We start from the raw sequence: 16,846 nt of genomic DNA, 5'->3' as shown, positions 1-16,846 counted from the left end.
CCTCACCGATCGCATCGGACCAGCGAGGGAGCAGCGAAAGATCCGCCTCCGCAGGGTTGGAGGCGGAAAGAGGGGCTCAGGCAGCGCGGCGGACCGGCGGCATAGCGAGCTTGCGGCCGCTGGCGACGATCATGCCGGCAGCGCCTTCAAGCCAGTTGTCCTTGAGCTCGAGCGCCAGGAACCGATTGCGCTCGAACGGTCCGGGCATGACGAGATGCTGGGTGCGGCTCGCGAAGAAGCCGAAGCGCTCGTAATAGGCCGCATCGCCGACGAGCAGGATCGCACCGTGGCCGCGGTTCTTGGCCTCTTCGATCGCCGCCCGCATCAGCATGCCGCCGATGCCCTTGCCCTCGTGCGCCGGATCGACGGCGAGCGGACCGAGCAGCAGCGCCGGCACGGCGTGGCCTTCGCGGCTGACGCCGGCTTCGACGTTCCAGAGACGCACCGTGCCGATCACGTGACCGTCGATGTCACGCGCGACAAAGGCGAGGCCTTCAGCCGGCAGCCGACCGCTGCGCAGCTTTTCCGACGACTTGCGGCGGCGCTCCGGCCCCATGGCACGGTCGAGCAGGTTCTCGCGAGCGACGACGTCGCCCGGATTCTCGGCATCGATTACAAATGTGGTGGGCGCGAAGAATGCGCGCAGGGCGTCAACAACAGCGGCCATCGGGGCCTCCCGTCATCAAAACCGCTTCAGGCGGACCGAACGAAAATTGTGAGATGGCGCTCCCGTCCCAGGACGGGAGCAAGCCGGATCAGATCACATAGGCCTTCAGCGGCTCGAAGCCGTTGAAGGCGACGGCCGAATAGGTCGTCGTATAGGCGCCGGTGCCTTCGATCAGAACCTCGTCGCCGATCGAAAGCGTGATCGGCAGCGGATACATGTTCTTCTCATAGAGCACGTCGGCCGAATCGCAGGTCGGGCCGGCGAGCACGCAAGGCTCCATATCATCGGCATCGCGCGCCGTGCGGATCGGGTAGCGGATCGCCTCGTCCATGGTTTCGGCGAGGCCGCCGAACTTGCCGATGTCGAGGAACACCCAACGATGGGCGTCGTTGTCCGACTTCTTCGACACGAGAACGACTTCCGCCTTGATCACGCCGGCATTGCCGACCATGCCGCGACCGGGCTCGATGATGGTCTCCGGGATGTTGTTGCCGAAGTGCTTCTTCAGCGCGCCGAAGATCGCCTGGCCGTAGGCTTCCGCCGTCGGGACGTCCTTCAGGTACTTCGTCGGGAAGCCGCCACCCATGTTGACCATCTTCAGCTCGATGCCGCGCTTGGCAAGCTGAACGAAGACGCGCTTGGCATCCGAGAGAGCCGCATCCCAGGCATCGAGCTTCGTCATCTGCGAACCGACATGGAACGAGACGCCGTAGGAAACGAGGCCGTGCTGATGGGCGTAGACGAGGACGTCGACGGCCATCTGCGGGACGCAGCCGAACTTGCGCGACAGCGGCCATTCGGCGCCTTCGCCATTGGTCAACACGCGGCAGAACACGCGGGCGCCGGGGGCTGCACGCGCAATCTTCTCGACTTCCTCGTGGCTGTCGACCGCGAACAGGTTGACCCCAAGCGCATGGGCGCGGGCAATGTCGCGCTCCTTCTTGATGGTGTTGCCATAAGAAATGCGGCTCGGGGTCGCACCGGCATCGAGCGCCATTTCGATTTCAGCGACGGACGCGCAATCGAAAGAGGAGCCGAGACCGGCGAGAAGGCGCAGGATTTCCGGTGCCGGGTTGGCCTTGACGGCATAGTAGATCGAGCTGTCGGGCAGCGCGTGGCGGAAGGCCTTGAAGTTGTCGCGCACGACGTCGAGGTCGACAACGAGGCACGGACCTTCGGGTCGTCGGGTGTTGATGAAGTCGATAATGCGTGCGGTGGTCATGGCCATATTCCCCTGATCCAAAATGCTCCGCTTTCACGGAGGACAAAGGGCATACGCGCACATGCGCTGGAACCAGCCGGTGGAGACCCCGGAACCATGCATGCGCTCGATGCGCGAACGGTGAACCAAAGCCCGCCTAGGCTTCAATTCGGCTTTGTCTGCCATGGATTGGAGGGGATAACCCAACCGCACTTCCGGCAATGAAGGTGTGCCTCTTCAGTAACCCCGGCTGTTGGAGAGCCGGCAGACACCAGAAAGGCCCGCACCGTCGTTGCTTCAAGATGTCCTCGCATTTCCCGGTTGGCCGGAATAGCGACTGGAGGGGTTAGTTCCAGGTACCTTACCGATACCCTCACCTAATCGAGGGTCGGCGGACACCCACAGGCACGTGCGACTTTGGGCAAGGGCGTAGGTAAGAAAAAACCTTGTCGTAATCAAGAGTTTTTTCGCACTGGCAGTTGAATTTTTTCCCATACGGGCAAAATTGCTGATGTTCACTATCATTGAACGAACTTCGCCAGATCGATCACCGGCGTAAACTATTGAAAAGGCTAAAGTTAATAGGAGGCTCGTCAGCGTTCGCTGAAGCCGGTGCAACAGACACAAGCGACGGACAACCTGGCGCCTGCATCGTCGCGAATGAGAAGCCTTCGACGACGAATCGGCGACGTGCCCCGAGAGCAAGAAAGAAAGACCGCCATGGACACACTCACCCGCATCCGCGCCTTTATCGATGTCGTGGACGCCGAGGGGTTTTCGGCCGCCGCGAGGCGCGTCGGCAAGTCGAAGGCGCTGCTTTCGAAATATGTGCGTGAACTCGAGGACGAGCTCGGCGCGCTGCTGCTCAACCGCACCACGCGGCAGTTCTCGCTGACGGAGGCCGGCCACACCTATTATCGCACGGCATCGGAGATCCTGAAGGAGATCGACAACCTCGCCGATCTCGTGCGCGCCAACAATTCCGACCTGAAAGGGCGGTTGCGCATCACCGCACCGCGCACCTTCGTCGATGCGGAGATCGGCCAGTCGCTCGTGGACTTCGGCAAGCAGCACCCGGAACTTTCGCTTGAGATCGTCTCCGACGACCGTTTCGTCGATCTGGTCGAGGAAGGTTTCGACGTCGCCATCCGCATCACGCGGCTGGAGGATTCGACGTTGATCGCGCGCAAGCTCGATGATTTCCAGGTGCTGATCTGCACCGCCCCGGAATTCCTGGATAAATCCGGTCCGATCGAGCACCCGACCGACCTTTCCAAGATCCCCTGCATTCTCGACACCAATGGCCGTTCCTATTCCAATTGGCGCTTCGTCGAGGCCGATGGTTCGGCCTTCACCGTTCCAGTCAGCGGGCCGATCGAGGTCAACAGTCCGCTTGCCGCTTTACGGGCCGCCGTCTCCGGCATGGGCATCGCCGTCATTCCGGACTTCATCGCGCGGCCGAAGATCGCGACAGGCGAACTTGTGACGTTGTTCGACGATTTCCTGCCGCGCGACCGCGGCATCTATGCGATCTATCCGCATCGCCGCTACCTGCCGGCCAAGGTCCGGACCCTAGTCGATTTCCTGCACGCTTGGTTCCGCAGGCCGCACTGACAGAAAGGCCAGTAGCGGATGTGATCGGCCAAGTCCCAATTCCGTCCCATTTCCGGTACATTCCCGGAAACGAATCGCGGGGCGGTTGCCCCGGCCGAAAGGATTGCCGCCTCATGAGAATCAAGCGCCTCGCCACGGTCGGCCTTGCCACGCTGCTTGCGCCATCGCTGGCCTTTGCCCATCCGCATATCTTCGCGGAAGCGCGGCTCGAGGTGGTCTCCGACGACAAGGCCGAAATCAGCGAGCTTCGGAACGTCTGGCGGTTCGACGAGCTGTTCTCGTCGAGCGTGGTCCTCGATTTCGACAAGAACTCGAATGCGATGCTCGATCCGGACGAGCTAAAGGAAGTCGGCCAGACCGTGCTGGAGTCGCTCTCCGAGTACAATTACTACACGACGATCCTCGACAACGGCAAAACCATCAAGGTCAACAAGCCGGAAAGCATCAACGTCGACTACAAGGACGGCCAGCTCCTGATGATGTTCGCGGTCAAGCCGGCCGAGCCGATGCCGCTCAAGGGCAAGCTTTCCTTCGGCGTCTATGATCCGACCATGTATACGGCGATGGATTTTCCGACCGACAACGACCTGACCGTCGTCGGCGACAAGATCAGCGCCTGCGAACACAAGGTCGTCCGCCCCGACCCCGACGAGGTTCTCGCCGAGAACAAGAACACCCTGACCGACGCCTTCTGGAACGATCCGACAGGCACGGACATGTCGAAGCTCTTCGCAACCAGGATAGAGATCTCATGCTGAACATCCGCGGCATTGGACGTCTGGTCACCGCGGCGCTCGTCGTCACGGCGCTTTCCGCAACCTTCGCTGCGGCCCAGTCGCCGCTCGGCATCGGCACCGCCGAACCTGCGTTCAAGACGACCGGTTTGCTTGGCGGCTTCTTCGCCTGGGTGAACATGGAGCAGCAGGGCTTCTACCGCATGATGACCGGCGCGCTGAAGGGCATGCGCGAGAACCCCTGGCAGCTCTGGTCGCTGGTCGGGCTTTCCTTCACCTATGGCGTTTTGCACGCCGCAGGCCCCGGCCACGGCAAGGCAGTCATCTCCTCCTATATGATCGCCAATGAGACGGAACTGAAGCGCGGCGTGATGCTCTCCTTCCTGTCTTCGATCCTGCAGGGGATCGTCGCGATCCTTTTGATCGGCGCCGTCTACCTGCTGCTGCGCGGTTCTTCGATCAACATGACCACCGCGACGCGTTGGCTGGAGATCGCCAGCTACGCCTTGATCGCCGCATTCGGCGGCTGGCTGCTCCTGCGCAAGCTGCGGTCGATGCTGCGTCCGGCCGCCGTGGCCTCAGTCGCCGGCGGCGGACATATCCATCTCGCGCACGATCACGACCATCATCATCACGATCACCATCATCATCATCACACCCACGATGGGCACCACGGGCACAGCCATGGCCCGGGCGAAGTCTGCGCCAGCTGCGGGCATGCACACGCGCCCGACCCATCGCTGCTGAAGGGTGACCGCTTCGCGCTTCGAGAAGCTTGGTCGGCTGTCATCGCCGTCGGCCTGCGGCCCTGCTCCGGCGCGCTCATCGTGCTTTCTTTCGCGCTGCTGAACGGGCTCTATCTCGGCGGCGTGCTCTCCGTCTTCGCCATGTCGATCGGCACGGCAATCACCGTCTCGATCCTCGCGACCATGGCGGTGACCGCCAAGGGCTTTGCGCTCCGCTACGCTTCGAGCGGCACCGCCGCCGCCCGAATCTCGCATGGCATCGAGATCGCCGGTGCAGCCTTGGTTCTGTTGCTTGGATTGGTGCTTCTCGGCGCGGCCCTACAGAGCTGACGCTCCGGCATTTCGTTTCTACAGCGCCGCGCGTCTTATCAGACGCGCAAAGGTCGCTGTAGCATTTTGAATTACTGCATGTTTCCTTTAATCGGGTACGATTAAAGGAAACATGCAGTAGGACGTCTTTCCGCTTCCAGTGTGCCATTTGAAAGCGGGATGCTCTGGCAGGAAACGATCCTCAAAGCCCGCGCTTGCGCTGGTAGCGGGCCCGGAGCCAGAAAAGCAGGAAGAAACCCAGGACGAAGATCACGCCGAAGGCGACGGCCAGCCAGGGCGAGATGTCGCCGAGCTTCAGCATGATCGACGGCAGCACGAAGAAGCCGAGGCCGGCGACGACGAGAATGATCGCAGCGGCGATCGCCGGTGACTTTTCCTTGTTCTGCATGATTTCCCTGCTGTTGTCTGGTGCGACGAAACGTCAGGCGCTTACTTGGACGCCAGCCGCTCCAAGTCCGCACGTATATCTTCAAGCCGCCTTATCTGGCGACCATCCTCATCGAAATTATCAACTGCGAGCCAGGTTTCGAATGCGGCATTGAGCAGCGGCCACTCGCTGTCGATCATCGAGAACCAGGCCGTGTCGCGGTTTTCGCCCTTGGAGATCATGTGCTGGCGGAAGATGCCCTCGAAGGTGAAGCCGAGGCGCGCCGCCGTGTTGCGGCTCGCCATGTTCTCGCTGTGGCATTTCCATTCGTAGCGGCGATAGCCGAGATCCTCGAAGACGTGTTTCGCCATCAGGTAATGGACTTCGGTCGAGAGCGGCGAGCGCGCCATGGCGGCGCCATGGGCCACGGCTCCCACTTCAACGACGCCATTGGCAGGATCGGCACGCATGTAGTTGGCCATACCGACGACGATGCCGGTCGCCTTGTCGCGAAAGACCTCGGTGACCCAACCGGATTTCTCCTGCGCCGCCGTCAGCCACGCGTCGAAATCCTCGATATCCCTAAAATCCGGCTGCGTGAAATATCTGAGCAGCGGATTGATCGCCATGCCGCCGAGACCGTCCCAGAGGTCCTGCAGATGCCGGTCGCGCTCATAAGGCTCGAGCTTGACGAAGCGCCCTTCGAGCGCGACGCCCTTCGGCGCCGGGCATCCTTTCCAGTTCCTGAGATCACGCATCGCCGCTCCTCCTTCATCCCTCGCGCTTCGGCATAGGCCAAGGTGACGGCCGACACAAATTCAAACTGGTTATGAACGCTGAACCTTGTTCAAACCGGTGATGCAACCATCAGCACTCAGCCGATGTGCTAGGCCGTAGCCGGCACCTTGGCGGCCGATACCGTCGCCTCGATGTGATCGACCAGCGCGTCCGGAAGTCCGAGGCGGCCGGCGAGCAGGTCGAGATAACCACGCTCCGCACGGGTCTCCGGCTCGATCGTCAGGCGCGATGCGGTATAGATCTCGACGCGCTCTTCCTCGGTCTTTGCGGCGCCGACGATCGCGTCGATATCGACGGGGTTGGCAAGCTCGCTCTCCAGGAAGGCGGCGGCATCGGCCGAAAGGCCGGAAACCGACAGCTTGTCCATGATGTGCTGGCGCTCGGCCTCATCGATATGGCCATCGGCGCGCGAGGCCGCGATCATGGCGCGCACCAGCGTCAGCGCGAAATCGTGGCTGACGGCCTCCGGCGCAGACGCGAAGCCGGAATCGGCTGGCGGCGGCAGGAGTTCCGGTTCGCCCTTGGCAACCGTCGAGCCTCCCGGCGTATTGCCGGCCTGATAATTCTTGTAGGCCTGGTAACCGAGACCCGCGATCGCCGCGAGGCCGCCGAGCACGGCGGCATTGCCGGCAAGCTGACGACCCGATTTGGTTCCCAGCAGGACAGCGGCGATGGCGCCGGTCGCCAGCGGGTTGTCCTTGGCAAGCTGCGTCACCTGGGTCGCGCGATCGCGCACCGTCCCACCGGCACCGGGTACCTGCGATCCCAGAAACTGATCCAGCAATTTCTTCGCGTCGAACATCGGGTTTCGCTCCTTCTCGGTTCCGGACGGTCAGGGACGAGCGAAAGGGAACGCCGCCCGCGCGCCCATCGCTGAATGGATTGAGACATAGGAACGTTGCAGGGAAAATACAAATTCGCGCCAGAGGCGAGAAGGGTCGATGCGCGGCCAACGAAAAAGGCCGGGCGTCGGCCCGGCCTTCGGAACTGGACATCGGTGGCGTCGCGCTCAGCCTTTGAGCGCGAAGGCTTCGGCCGCAAGCTTGGTGATGCCGGCCCAATCGCCCTTGGCAACCAGATCCTTCGGCGCGACCCAGGAGCCGCCGACGCAGACGACGTTCGGCAGCGTCAGATAGTCGCGCGCGTTCGAAAGCGAAATGCCGCCGGTCGGGCAGAACAGCGTGCCGGCAAGCGGCGAGGACAGCGACTTGAGATAGGCTGCACCGCCGGCCTGCTCGGCCGGGAAGAACTTCATGACGTCGTAGCCTTCTTCACGCAAGCCCATGACTTCGCTTGCCGTGGCGGCACCCGGCAGCAGCGGCACTTCGTGGTCGTTGGCGACGTCGATCAGTTCCTGGGTCGTGCCGGGGCTGACGATGAACTTCGAGCCGGCTTCGACCGCCGCCTGGAACTGCGCGGCATTGAGGATCGTGCCGGCACCCGCAACGGCGCCTTCGACTTCCTGGGCAACGGCACTGATCGCTTCGAGCGCAGCCGGCGTGCGCAGCGTGATCTCGATCGCCTTCAACCCGCCGGCAACCAGGGCGCGCGCCAGCGGTACGGCGGTCGCGACGTCGTCGATCACCAGAACCGGAACGACCGGCTGCAATTTGAGGATGGAAAGAAGCCTGTCGGTTTTCGCGCTCATGCCGATCGTCCTTTTTAAAACGATTGAATATGCCTTCCGCATACTCCGCCGGCCATCGGTTGTCGAGACCCAAGGGCGCAAGTGTGCGGCATTCCCATGTAAGTCGAAGATAAAATATTACCTACAACAAAGAGATGACTTGAGCCTTTGCGCGAAAGCGATAGTTTGATGGCGGCGAGCCTATCGAAATGGCGGATTATCCATGGCGAAGGAAATAGAACGCAAGTTTCTGGTCGCTTCCGACGGGTGGCGAGAGCATGCGGACAAAGGCATCGACCTCAGGCAAGCCTATGTCGTGACCATGGACGACCGCTCGCTGCGCGTGCGTATCCACGGCAACAAATGGGCCCGCCTCACCATAAAGATCGGCAAGTCGGCGCTCGTCAGAAACGAGTATGAATACGACTTGCCTTTGGACGACGCGCGCGAGATGCTGACTCAGGCGGTCGGCATCATCATTGAAAAACGGCGCTACCGCGTGCCGCACAAGGGCTTCATCTGGGAAGTGGATGTCTACGAAGGCGCGCTCAAGGGCCTGATCGTTGCCGAAGTGGAGATGAAGCGCGAGACCGACATACCGGCATTGCCCAGTTGGATCGGTCGCGAAGTCACCGGCGACCGTCGCTACTCCAACCAGGCGCTTGCCACAGAGGGGCTGATGGAACCCCAGTCATGACCTACGCCTTCCGGCCCGGACGGCCGTTCACTGACGATTTCCGTGCCATTGCCGCCGAACAGCTCACCGAGGCGGTCATGATCCTCGAAGACCGCCCTCAGGGCCTGCACGAGGCCATCCATGACGCCCGCAAGAACTTCAAGCGCCTGCGCTCGCTCTACCGGCTCGTCGCCGCCGACGCGCCGCAATTCCAGAAGTACGAAAACGCGCGCATTCGCGACATGGCCCGCAACCTCTCGATCGTTCGCGATGCTGCCGCCCTCGTCGAAAACGCCCATTATCTCAGGGCTGGGGCTTGCAGCGAGGAGGAAGAAAGAGCCCTCACCCATGTCTGCGAACGGCTGACGACCCGTCGCGACCATATTGCCGCCCGCGAGACCGACATCGAGGATCGCGTCGCCGGCACCCTAGTCAATTGCGAGCAGGCGCTGGGGGCACTGGCCCAAGTATCTTTCGACGACCGCCGCAGCAAGACGGCGGCCCGGTTGACGAAAGGCTGGCAGCGGACACTCAAGCGCGCCGCCCGGGCCAAGGAAGCATGCGGATCGAGCACGGAGGCAGACCCGTTTCACGAATTGCGCAAGCGCGCACAGGACTACCGCATGCATCTCGGGCTTATGCGCGAGACCTGGCGGTCGGCCATGCAGGCCAAACGCAACGAGGCCAAGATGCTGGTCGACATACTCGGCCACCTCAACGATCTCGCCGTCTTGGTCCAGTTGATCAACGAGGAGCCGGGCCTCGCCGGCAACAGCCAGGACCAGGCCCATCTCATCGCCGCCGTCATCGCAAGGCAGGAAATCTTGCGCGGCGACGCTTTGAAGCTGGCTGCAACGGTCTTCCAGGAGCAGCCCGACGAAGAGAGCCGGACGATCCGGCTGCTTTGGCTGGACGCCGCGCGTTAACAGGGCCGCCCCGGCCGATCGTCCGCAGCGCGACAGAGTGCCCCCTCTCGGCCGCCGCGATTGCGCTTGCGGCGCGAAAGCTGTATTTGCACGGGCCATGACCGACATTTCCACGACCCCGCGCCCGCAGACGCATGGCCAGTTCCTCGTCGCCGCGCTCTATCATTTCGCAAGCTTCCCGCGCTTCGCCGAATTCCGCGAACCGCTGCAGGCCGTCTGCGACGAAAACGGCGTCAAGGGTACCCTGCTGCTCGCCCATGAGGGCATCAACGGCACGATCGCCGGCACGGATGCCGGCATCGCCGCCGTCCTCGCGTTCTTGCGTGCCCAGCCGGAGCTTGCGGCGTTGGAGCACAAGGAAAGCCGGGCGACTTCGATGCCGTTTCTGCGCATGAAGGTGCGGCTGAAAAAGGAAATCGTCACCATGGGCGTCGAGAACATCGACCCCAACAAGATCGTCGGCACCTATGTCGATCCCAAGGACTGGAACGCGCTGATCTCCGATCCCGATACGATCGTCATCGATACACGCAACGATTACGAGACGGCGATCGGCATCTTCAAGGGCGCGGTCGATCCGCAGACCAAGACCTTCCGCGAGTTTCCGGATTGGGTGCGCAACCACACCGGCCTGCACAACAAGCCGAAGATCGCCATGTACTGCACCGGCGGCATCCGCTGCGAGAAGGCGACCGCCTTCATGAAGGAGCAGGGCTTCGACGAGGTCTACCATCTCAAGGGCGGCATTCTGAAATATCTCGAAGAGGTGCCGCAGGAAGAAAGCCTGTGGGAGGGCGCCTGCTTCGTTTTCGATGAACGCGTCTCCGTGACCCACGGCCTGAAAGAAGGCGAGCACACGCTCTGCCACGCCTGCCGCCAGCCGCTGACCCCGGCCGACCTCGCCTCGCCCCATCACGAGGAAGGTGTCTCCTGCATCCATTGCTACGAGATCCGCACTGACGAAGATCGGGAACGCTACCGCCAGCGCCAGAAGCAGATCGAGCTTGCGAAGAAGCGCGGCGAGCGTCACCTCGGAAGCTGAACGACGGGTGCGCCCCTCATCCGCGCGGTGAGGAAGGCCCCGCATCCGCCTGCCGGCATCTTCTCCCCGCAAGCGGGGCGAAGGGTCTTGCGGCACCGCCCCGTACCACAGATCAAACTCCGACTTGGGCCGCCACTTTCAGGCAGGCCGGCACCGGCAGCCAAGGCTTCAGCACAACGGCTGCTGTTGGGCACGTCCCCTCGCCCCCGCTTGCGGGGAGAGGGTGAGGGGCAAATCTTGCTGTCGCGCCTAGCCCGGCAACGCCTCGCACTCGGCGAGCGGCAGCGCGCTGCGGTCCCATTCGTGGCGGCTGCGGGTAAAGATCGCGTCGGTCGGCTGAAACACCGAGGGATCATCGAGCGTGCCGGCATAGATCGACAGGCGTGGATCGCCTGGAGGACCGGAGCCGAAGATCTGGCTGCCGCAGGTTTCGCAGAAATAGCGGATCGAGGGATTGCCGTTTTCGGCGCGCGTCTCGTAGCCGCGGCATGTACCTGACATCGAAACGTTGGCCCGGTCGAAGATCATGTAGCAGCAATGACCGGTTCCGGTCGTGCGCTGGCAATCGCGGCAATGGCAGAAGCCGGAATAGAGGGGTTGCCCCTTCGCCTCGTACCGAATTGCGCCGCAGAGGCAGCCGCCGTTCATCACACTCATGTTCCATCCTCCTCGAAGCGTCAGGAGGATAGCCAAGCGAGCCTTGCGGTCAAAGAAAAACCGCGCGCCGCGATTGCAGCGCGCGGTCCCGTATTCTTTTTGAGAGTGTAGCTTACCAGCTCGGGATCAGCGCGCCCTTGAAGGTGTCGTTGATGAAGGCCTTCACCTTTTCGTCGTGGTAGGATTCGACCAGCGTCTTCACCCACGGCGCATCCTTGTCGGCCTTGCGCACGGCAATGACGTTGGCGTAGGGCGACTTCTCGCTTTCGATGGCGATCGCGTCCTTCTTCGGGTGCAGGCCGGCTTCCATGGCGTAGTTGGTGTTGATCACGGCCGCATCGACGTCCTGCAGCGAGCGCGGAAGCTGTGCTGCATCGAGCTCGGCAAAGGTGATGTTCTTCGGGTTTTCGGTGATGTCGGCCGGAGTGACCTTCAGGCCGGCTTCTTCCTTGACCTTGATCAGCCCCTTGGAGGCGAGAACGAGCAGAGCGCGGCCGCCATTGGTCGGGTCGTTCGGGATGGCGATCGTCGCGCCGTCCTGAAGCTCGTCGAGGCTCTTCACCTTGTTCGAATAGACGCCCATCGGCGTGGTGATGGTGGTGCCGACGCTGACGATGTCAAAGCCGCGATCGGCGATCTGGTTGTCGAGATAGGGTTGGTGCTGGAACGAGTTGGCATTGAGATCGCCATCGGCCAGCGCCTGGTTCGGAACGACGTAGTCGGAGAATTCGAGGATCTCGATATCGAGGCCCTTCGGTGCCGCGATCTCCTTCACCTTCTCCATGATCTGGGCATGTTCGCCCGGCGTTACGCCGACCTTGATGGTTTCGGCAAGCGCCGTGCCGGCCGTGAGAGCGGCGATCGCCGCTGCGATGATGAGCTTCTTCATGGATGTCTCCTGTTCATGTTCAAGTCTTGGGAGGAAGTCAGGTCTTGCGGTTCTTCTTGTCGAAGCGCCGCGCCAGGCCGTCGCCGGCGCTCTGGACGAGTTGCACCAGCACGATCAGCACGATGACGACGACGAGCATCACGTCGGGCATGAAGCGTTGGTAACCGTAGCGGATGCCGAGGTCGCCGAGCCCGCCGCCGCCGACGGCGCCGACCATCGCCGAATAGCCAATCAGGCTAACGGCGGTCATGGTGAGCGCCAGCGTCAGCGCCGGCCGCGCTTCGGCAAGCAGCACCTTGAAGACGATCTGCATCGGCGTTGCGCCCATGGCGCGCGCCGCTTCGATCAGCCCCTTGTCGATCTCGCGGATCGCGGCTTCGACCAGACGCGCGACAAAGGGGATGGTCGCGATCGTCAGCGGCACGATCGCCGCCTTGGTGCCGATCGAGGTGCCGGTGAGCAGCCGGGTGAAGGGAATGATGGCAACGACGAGGATAATGAACGGCGTCGAGCGCGTGGCGTTGACGATCAGCCCGACGATGCGGTTCAGCGTCGGCGCCGGGAAGAGCTCACCCTTGCCGCTGGTGGCGAGGAAGATGCCGATCGGCATGCCGATCAGCGAGCCGATCAGGCCGGCGACCGCGACCATGTAGATCGTGTCGATGGTGGCGCTGCCGATGCGCAGCAGAAGATCAGGCGACATAGCCGAGCACCTCCGTGACCAGACCGTTTTCGGTGAAAAAGCGTTCGGCGCGACCGGATGTCTCCACATCCGCGCCATAGGCGACGACCAACGAGCCATAGGGTGCGCCGCCGATCTCGTCGATCGTGCCGGCGATGATGTTGACCTCGGCACCGACAGACTTGATCAGTTGCGAGATCAGCGGCTTCTCGGCGGCAGCGCCGAAGAAGGTGAGCCGCACCACGGCACGGTCGCCAGCGGCCGGCTGCGACTTCAGGGCGCGGACCACCGCATCGGGAAGCTTTGAACCCGCCAGGCCCGAAAGCAGCGCGCGCGTCGTCTCGTGCTTCGGATGGGTGAAGACGTCGAAGGTATGACCGCGCTCGACGATGCGGCCGTGATCGATGACCGCGACATCGGAGGTCACTGCCTTCACCACTTCCATCTCGTGGGTGATGAGCAGCACCGTCAGCCCGAGTTCGGCATTGATGCGCTTCAGAAGTTCGAGGATCGACTGTGTCGTCTCGGGGTCCAGCGCCGATGTCGCCTCGTCGGAGAGAAGCAGCTTCGGCTCGGTCGCGAGCGCCCGGGCAATGCCGATGCGCTGCTTCTGGCCGCCGGAGAGTTCGGCCGGATAACGTCCATGCTTGTCGGCAAGGCCGACGAGGTCGAGCAGCGGCCGCACGCGCTGTTCGATCGCGCGCTTGTCCATGCCGGCAATTTCCAGCGGCAGCGCGACGTTGCCGAACACGGTGCGCGACGAAAGCAGGTTGAAGTGCTGGAAGATCATGCCGACCGAACGGCGAAGCGCCCGCAGCGCCGCCTCGTCGAGCGCGCCGACATCGACGCCATTGACCAGCACCTTGCCGCCCGTCGGCTTTTCCAGGCCGTTGACCAGCCGGATCAGCGTCGACTTGCCGGCGCCGGAGCGGCCGATGATGCCGGTGATCGAGCCGCGATCGACCGTCAGCGAGACATTGTCAAGCGCGGTGAAAGCGCCGCTGCTGCCGGAGGCGGGGAAATGCTTGGAAACGCCGTCGAAGACGACGGCTGCGTCAGCCGATGGCGCGGTGCTTTGGGCGGAAACGCTCATCGTTCGGAAATCCCCGAAAGAGGCGCAGTCGAAATGTGCGGATACATAGGTGCTCTCGGAATGTTCAAAACTCATGATCCCGACGGAAGGCGGGATGGAAGGCGCGTCCGGTCAGGCCGACATTCGACAACGCATTCGGAACAGGGAGCACTTCTCTATCATCAAGCAACCAGTCAGTTCAACTTTGGCGCCGCATGGCCCGCATGCGACATAATCTACGGCTCTTATGGAGAATTGCCGCTGGATTTCACAGGCATGTTTTTCCGCGATCGGCGCGAGAATGGCAAAACCATGCTCTTTTGCTGCACGCGTGCCCGCAGCGGGCAATTCCCCGCCTTGGATATCCTTGTTCGAACGGACTGCACCCGATCTCGTTTCATGCTAACGGGCAGGAACAGGGTTACGAGGTAGAACATGCGCATCGTCTTGACCGGAAGCTCGGGCCGCATTGGCCGAGCCATCTACAACGCACTTGCCGCCGACCATGACGTTGTCGGCATCGACCGCATGCCCTTCGGCACGACGGCCGTCGTCGGCGATCTCGTCGATGGCGAATTGCTGGAGCGCGCGATGGAAGGCGCAGATGCCGTCATCCATACGGCCGCACTGCATGCGCCCCACGTCGATACGGTCGCCGATCAGGAGTTCGAGCGCGTCAACGTGATGGGCACGCATCTGGTGATTGCCGCGGCGCAGGCCGCGGGCGTCGGCCGCATCGTCTTTACCAGCACGACGGCGCTCTATGGCCACGCGGTCGCGGAGGGAAGCTGCGCCTGGATCACCGAGGAAACGCCGCCGAAGCCGCACACGATCTATCACCACACCAAGCTTGCGTCCGAAGCCCTGCTCGAAAACGCCGCGGATCGTGCCCTGCATGTGCGGGTGCTGCGCATGTCGCGCTCTTTCCCGGAGGCTGCGGACCGGGTCGCAAGCTATCGCCTGCACCGCGGCATCGATGCGCGCGACGTGGCTGCGGCGCATGTGGCGGCGCTCGACAATGGCGGCCCCGCCTTCCAGCGCTACATCATCTCGGGCGAAACACCGCTGCTTCCCACCGATTGCCGCCGTCTGGCAGAAGATGCGGCAGGGCTCCTGCGCGAGCGGGCGCCAAAACTGTCCCAGGCTTTCGCCGATCGCGGCTGGGCGCTGCCGGAGACGATCGATCGGGTCTACGACCCGAGTGCCGCAATCGAAAAGCTCGACTGGAAGCCGCGCTACGGTTTCAAGGAGGTACTGGCCCAACTCGACCGACAGAGCCTCGAAGTCCTGCCGGTTCGCCGGTAAGACTGCGAACGGAGAATCGCTCGGTGGTGGCGGGTTGACCCCACCTGTCCCAATCGTCAGATGTGGTTGCCCTTCGGAAACTCTTCGGCGAGCGCCTTGTACCAGTGCCCGCTTTTCTTGATGGTGCGGACCTGGGTATCGTAGTCGACATGGACGATGCCGAAACGCATCTTGTAGCCTTCGGCCCATTCGAAATTGTCCATCAGGCTCCAGGCGAAATAGCCGCGCATCGGATAGCCCTCGGCAATCAGGTCCGCCGTCACCGACAGGTGGTCGGCGATATAGTCGAGCCGCGGCTGGTCGTCGACGACACCGTTCTCGACGCCAATGTTGTAGCAGGCGCCGTTCTCGGTGATGTAGCATTCCGGAAGTTGGTAGGTCGCGTTCAGCGTCTTGACCAAGGCTCCAAGCGCCGGGGCATAGACTTCCCAGCCGATATCCGTCCTGGTTTCGCTCACCGGCTTCGCATTGATCGTCGCCGGGTATTCCGCACCCTTCGCCGGATCGTTGCTGACCCGCATCGGCGTGTAATAGTTGAGGCCCCACCAGTCGAGCGGCCGCGAGATCGTCTCCATGTCGCCGTCCTCGATCAGAGGCATGCGGTGGCCGAGCGCGCTCATGAAGCTCTCGGGATATTCGCCCCTGAAGATCGGGCCGAAGAACACGCCATTGTGGAAGTCGAAGGCGCGCTCGGCGGCCGCCTTGTCTGCCTTGCTGGCGCTGCCGGGGTAGACCGAGTGGGCATTGATGACGATCCCGACAGGCAGGCTCGGCCGCTCGGAGCGGATGGCATCGACGCCGAGACCGTGCGCCAGATTGGTGAAGTGCAGCGCATGGAGCGCCGCGTCCATGTTGCGTTCGCCTGGCGCATGGATGCCGTAGAGGTGGCTGAGCCAGACCGAGCACCAGGGCTCGTTGAAGGTCGCGACTGCATCGAGCCGGTCGCCGAGGCGGGCGATCACCGTCTTGGCATAACGCTGGAAGGCGTAGGCCGTCGTGCGCGCCGTCCAGCCGCCGTCGCCCATCAACGCCAGCGGCAGGTCCCAATGGTAGAGCGTCGCGAAGGCCTTGATGCCACGCGCCTTCAGGCCGTCGACGAGGCGATCGTAGAAATCGAGCCCCTTTTCGTTGATCGGACCCGTACCCTCCGGGATGATGCGCGGCCAGGCGATCGAGAAGCGATAGGCATCGACGCCGAGGCTTTTGATCAGGTCCAAATCCTCGTCCAGCCTGTTGTAGTGGTCGCAGGCGACATCACCATTGTGACGCCCGAAGACACGCCCCGGCATGTTGGAAAAGGCATCCCAGATCGACGGCTTGCGGCCGTCCGCCTTGGTGGCGCCTTCGATCTGGAAGGAGGCGGTCGCCACCCCGAATACGAAATCGCCAGGGAAGCGCTGGGCCAGGATCTTGGGATCGGTCATCTCTCTGTCTCGTCTCGCTCCGGCCCCGCGTCGAGCGGGACCCCGTTGTTTTCTCGCCTTTGGCGGGCCGGCCTACGGCATAGTTCCCT

At 62.8% G+C, this 16,846-nt stretch carries 18 protein-coding genes; 7 read left to right on the top strand and 11 right to left on the bottom strand.

Annotated features, from left to right (window positions below; all coding sequences use genetic code 11):
• Window positions 1-76: 76 nt before the first annotated feature.
• Window positions 77-667: a GNAT family N-acetyltransferase gene (locus ACQ5BM_RS16300; protein WP_429813124.1), complete on the bottom strand. Its 591-nt coding sequence runs from the start codon at window positions 665-667 to the stop codon at window positions 77-79.
• Between the two features lie 88 nt (window positions 668-755).
• Complete coding sequence (gene odc2 / locus ACQ5BM_RS16295; RefSeq protein ID WP_429813121.1) at window positions 756-1,895, bottom strand: ornithine/lysine decarboxylase; 1,140 nt, start codon at window positions 1,893-1,895, stop codon at window positions 756-758.
• Between the two features lie 693 nt (window positions 1,896-2,588).
• Between odc2 and ACQ5BM_RS16290 the strand changes: the two genes are divergently transcribed.
• The 3 genes from ACQ5BM_RS16290 (at window position 2,589) to ACQ5BM_RS16280 (ending at window position 5,292) form a co-directional block, all read left to right on the top strand.
• Complete coding sequence (locus ACQ5BM_RS16290) at window positions 2,589-3,482, top strand: LysR family transcriptional regulator (protein ID WP_429813118.1); 894 nt, start codon at window positions 2,589-2,591, stop codon at window positions 3,480-3,482.
• 113 nt (window positions 3,483-3,595) lie between these two features.
• On the top strand, window positions 3,596-4,240 hold the full coding sequence (locus tag ACQ5BM_RS16285) for a DUF1007 family protein (RefSeq protein WP_429813115.1): 645 nt from the start codon (window positions 3,596-3,598) through the stop codon (window positions 4,238-4,240).
• Window positions 4,234-5,292, top strand: coding sequence for a nickel/cobalt transporter (locus ACQ5BM_RS16280; protein ID WP_429813113.1), 1,059 nt, complete (start codon window positions 4,234-4,236; stop codon window positions 5,290-5,292). Before ACQ5BM_RS16285 ends, ACQ5BM_RS16280 begins: the two co-directional genes overlap by 7 nt.
• Window positions 5,293-5,473: 181 nt before the next feature.
• Here the strand turns inward: ACQ5BM_RS16280 and ACQ5BM_RS16275 are convergent, their stop codons facing one another.
• The 4 genes from ACQ5BM_RS16275 to ACQ5BM_RS16260 all read right to left on the bottom strand — a co-directional run bounded on the left by ACQ5BM_RS16275 (window position 5,474) and on the right by ACQ5BM_RS16260 (window position 8,105).
• Window positions 5,474-5,680 (bottom strand): hypothetical protein, encoded by a 207-nt coding sequence (locus ACQ5BM_RS16275; protein WP_429813110.1) that lies wholly within the window; start codon window positions 5,678-5,680, stop codon window positions 5,474-5,476.
• 41 nt (window positions 5,681-5,721) lie between these two features.
• Entirely contained in the window at window positions 5,722-6,417 is a 696-nt protein-coding gene (locus ACQ5BM_RS16270) for a GNAT family N-acetyltransferase (protein ID WP_429813108.1), read from the bottom strand.
• Window positions 6,418-6,545: 128 nt separating this feature from the next.
• Window positions 6,546-7,259, bottom strand: a complete 714-nt coding sequence (locus ACQ5BM_RS16265) for a tellurite resistance TerB family protein (RefSeq protein ID WP_429813106.1) — start codon at window positions 7,257-7,259, stop codon at window positions 6,546-6,548.
• A 207-nt stretch (window positions 7,260-7,466) separates the two neighbouring features.
• Complete coding sequence (locus ACQ5BM_RS16260; protein ID WP_247959830.1) at window positions 7,467-8,105, bottom strand: 2-dehydro-3-deoxy-phosphogluconate aldolase; 639 nt, start codon at window positions 8,103-8,105, stop codon at window positions 7,467-7,469.
• A gap of 202 nt (window positions 8,106-8,307) precedes the next feature.
• Here ACQ5BM_RS16260 and ACQ5BM_RS16255 point away from each other — a divergent pair, with 202 nt between their 5' ends.
• From ACQ5BM_RS16255 to ACQ5BM_RS16245, 3 genes are all read left to right on the top strand, one after another.
• Window positions 8,308-8,781, top strand: a complete 474-nt coding sequence (locus ACQ5BM_RS16255; RefSeq protein ID WP_429813104.1) for a CYTH domain-containing protein — start codon at window positions 8,308-8,310, stop codon at window positions 8,779-8,781.
• On the top strand, window positions 8,778-9,686 hold the full coding sequence (locus tag ACQ5BM_RS16250; protein ID WP_429813101.1) for a CHAD domain-containing protein: 909 nt from the start codon (window positions 8,778-8,780) through the stop codon (window positions 9,684-9,686). Before ACQ5BM_RS16255 ends, ACQ5BM_RS16250 begins: the two co-directional genes overlap by 4 nt.
• Before the next feature lie 97 nt (window positions 9,687-9,783).
• Window positions 9,784-10,728, top strand: a complete 945-nt coding sequence (locus tag ACQ5BM_RS16245; RefSeq protein WP_429813098.1) for a rhodanese-related sulfurtransferase — start codon at window positions 9,784-9,786, stop codon at window positions 10,726-10,728.
• 249 nt (window positions 10,729-10,977) lie between these two features.
• Here the strand turns inward: ACQ5BM_RS16245 and ACQ5BM_RS16240 are convergent, their stop codons facing one another.
• The 4 genes from ACQ5BM_RS16240 to ACQ5BM_RS16225 all read right to left on the bottom strand — a co-directional run bounded on the left by ACQ5BM_RS16240 (window position 10,978) and on the right by ACQ5BM_RS16225 (window position 14,049).
• The gene (locus ACQ5BM_RS16240) at window positions 10,978-11,385 is read right to left on the bottom strand and encodes a GFA family protein (protein ID WP_429813095.1); all 408 of its coding nucleotides are present in this window, start codon (window positions 11,383-11,385) and stop codon (window positions 10,978-10,980) included.
• Window positions 11,386-11,497: 112 nt separating this feature from the next.
• The gene (locus ACQ5BM_RS16235) at window positions 11,498-12,274 is read right to left on the bottom strand and encodes a MetQ/NlpA family ABC transporter substrate-binding protein (RefSeq protein ID WP_429813092.1); all 777 of its coding nucleotides are present in this window, start codon (window positions 12,272-12,274) and stop codon (window positions 11,498-11,500) included.
• A gap of 37 nt (window positions 12,275-12,311) precedes the next feature.
• Complete coding sequence (locus ACQ5BM_RS16230; RefSeq protein ID WP_429813089.1) at window positions 12,312-12,977, bottom strand: methionine ABC transporter permease; 666 nt, start codon at window positions 12,975-12,977, stop codon at window positions 12,312-12,314.
• Entirely contained in the window at window positions 12,967-14,049 is a 1,083-nt protein-coding gene (locus ACQ5BM_RS16225) for a methionine ABC transporter ATP-binding protein (protein WP_429813087.1), read from the bottom strand. Before ACQ5BM_RS16225 ends, ACQ5BM_RS16230 begins: the two co-directional genes overlap by 11 nt.
• A 414-nt stretch (window positions 14,050-14,463) precedes the next feature.
• Here ACQ5BM_RS16225 and ACQ5BM_RS16220 point away from each other — a divergent pair, with 414 nt between their 5' ends.
• The gene (locus ACQ5BM_RS16220) at window positions 14,464-15,333 is read left to right on the top strand and encodes an NAD-dependent epimerase/dehydratase family protein (RefSeq protein WP_429813084.1); all 870 of its coding nucleotides are present in this window, start codon (window positions 14,464-14,466) and stop codon (window positions 15,331-15,333) included.
• A gap of 56 nt (window positions 15,334-15,389) precedes the next feature.
• Here the strand turns inward: ACQ5BM_RS16220 and ACQ5BM_RS16215 are convergent, their stop codons facing one another.
• On the bottom strand, window positions 15,390-16,757 hold the full coding sequence (locus tag ACQ5BM_RS16215; protein ID WP_429813081.1) for a GH1 family beta-glucosidase: 1,368 nt from the start codon (window positions 16,755-16,757) through the stop codon (window positions 15,390-15,392).
• Window positions 16,758-16,846: the final 89 nt, after the last annotated feature.

The sequence above is a fragment of the Ensifer sp. B1-9 genome, assembly GCF_050474445.1.
In the GTDB taxonomy this organism is placed as follows: domain Bacteria; phylum Pseudomonadota; class Alphaproteobacteria; order Rhizobiales; family Rhizobiaceae; genus Ensifer.
Note: the sequence above shows the minus strand (reverse complement) of the source record. Positions and strands in the feature narration are given on the sequence as shown.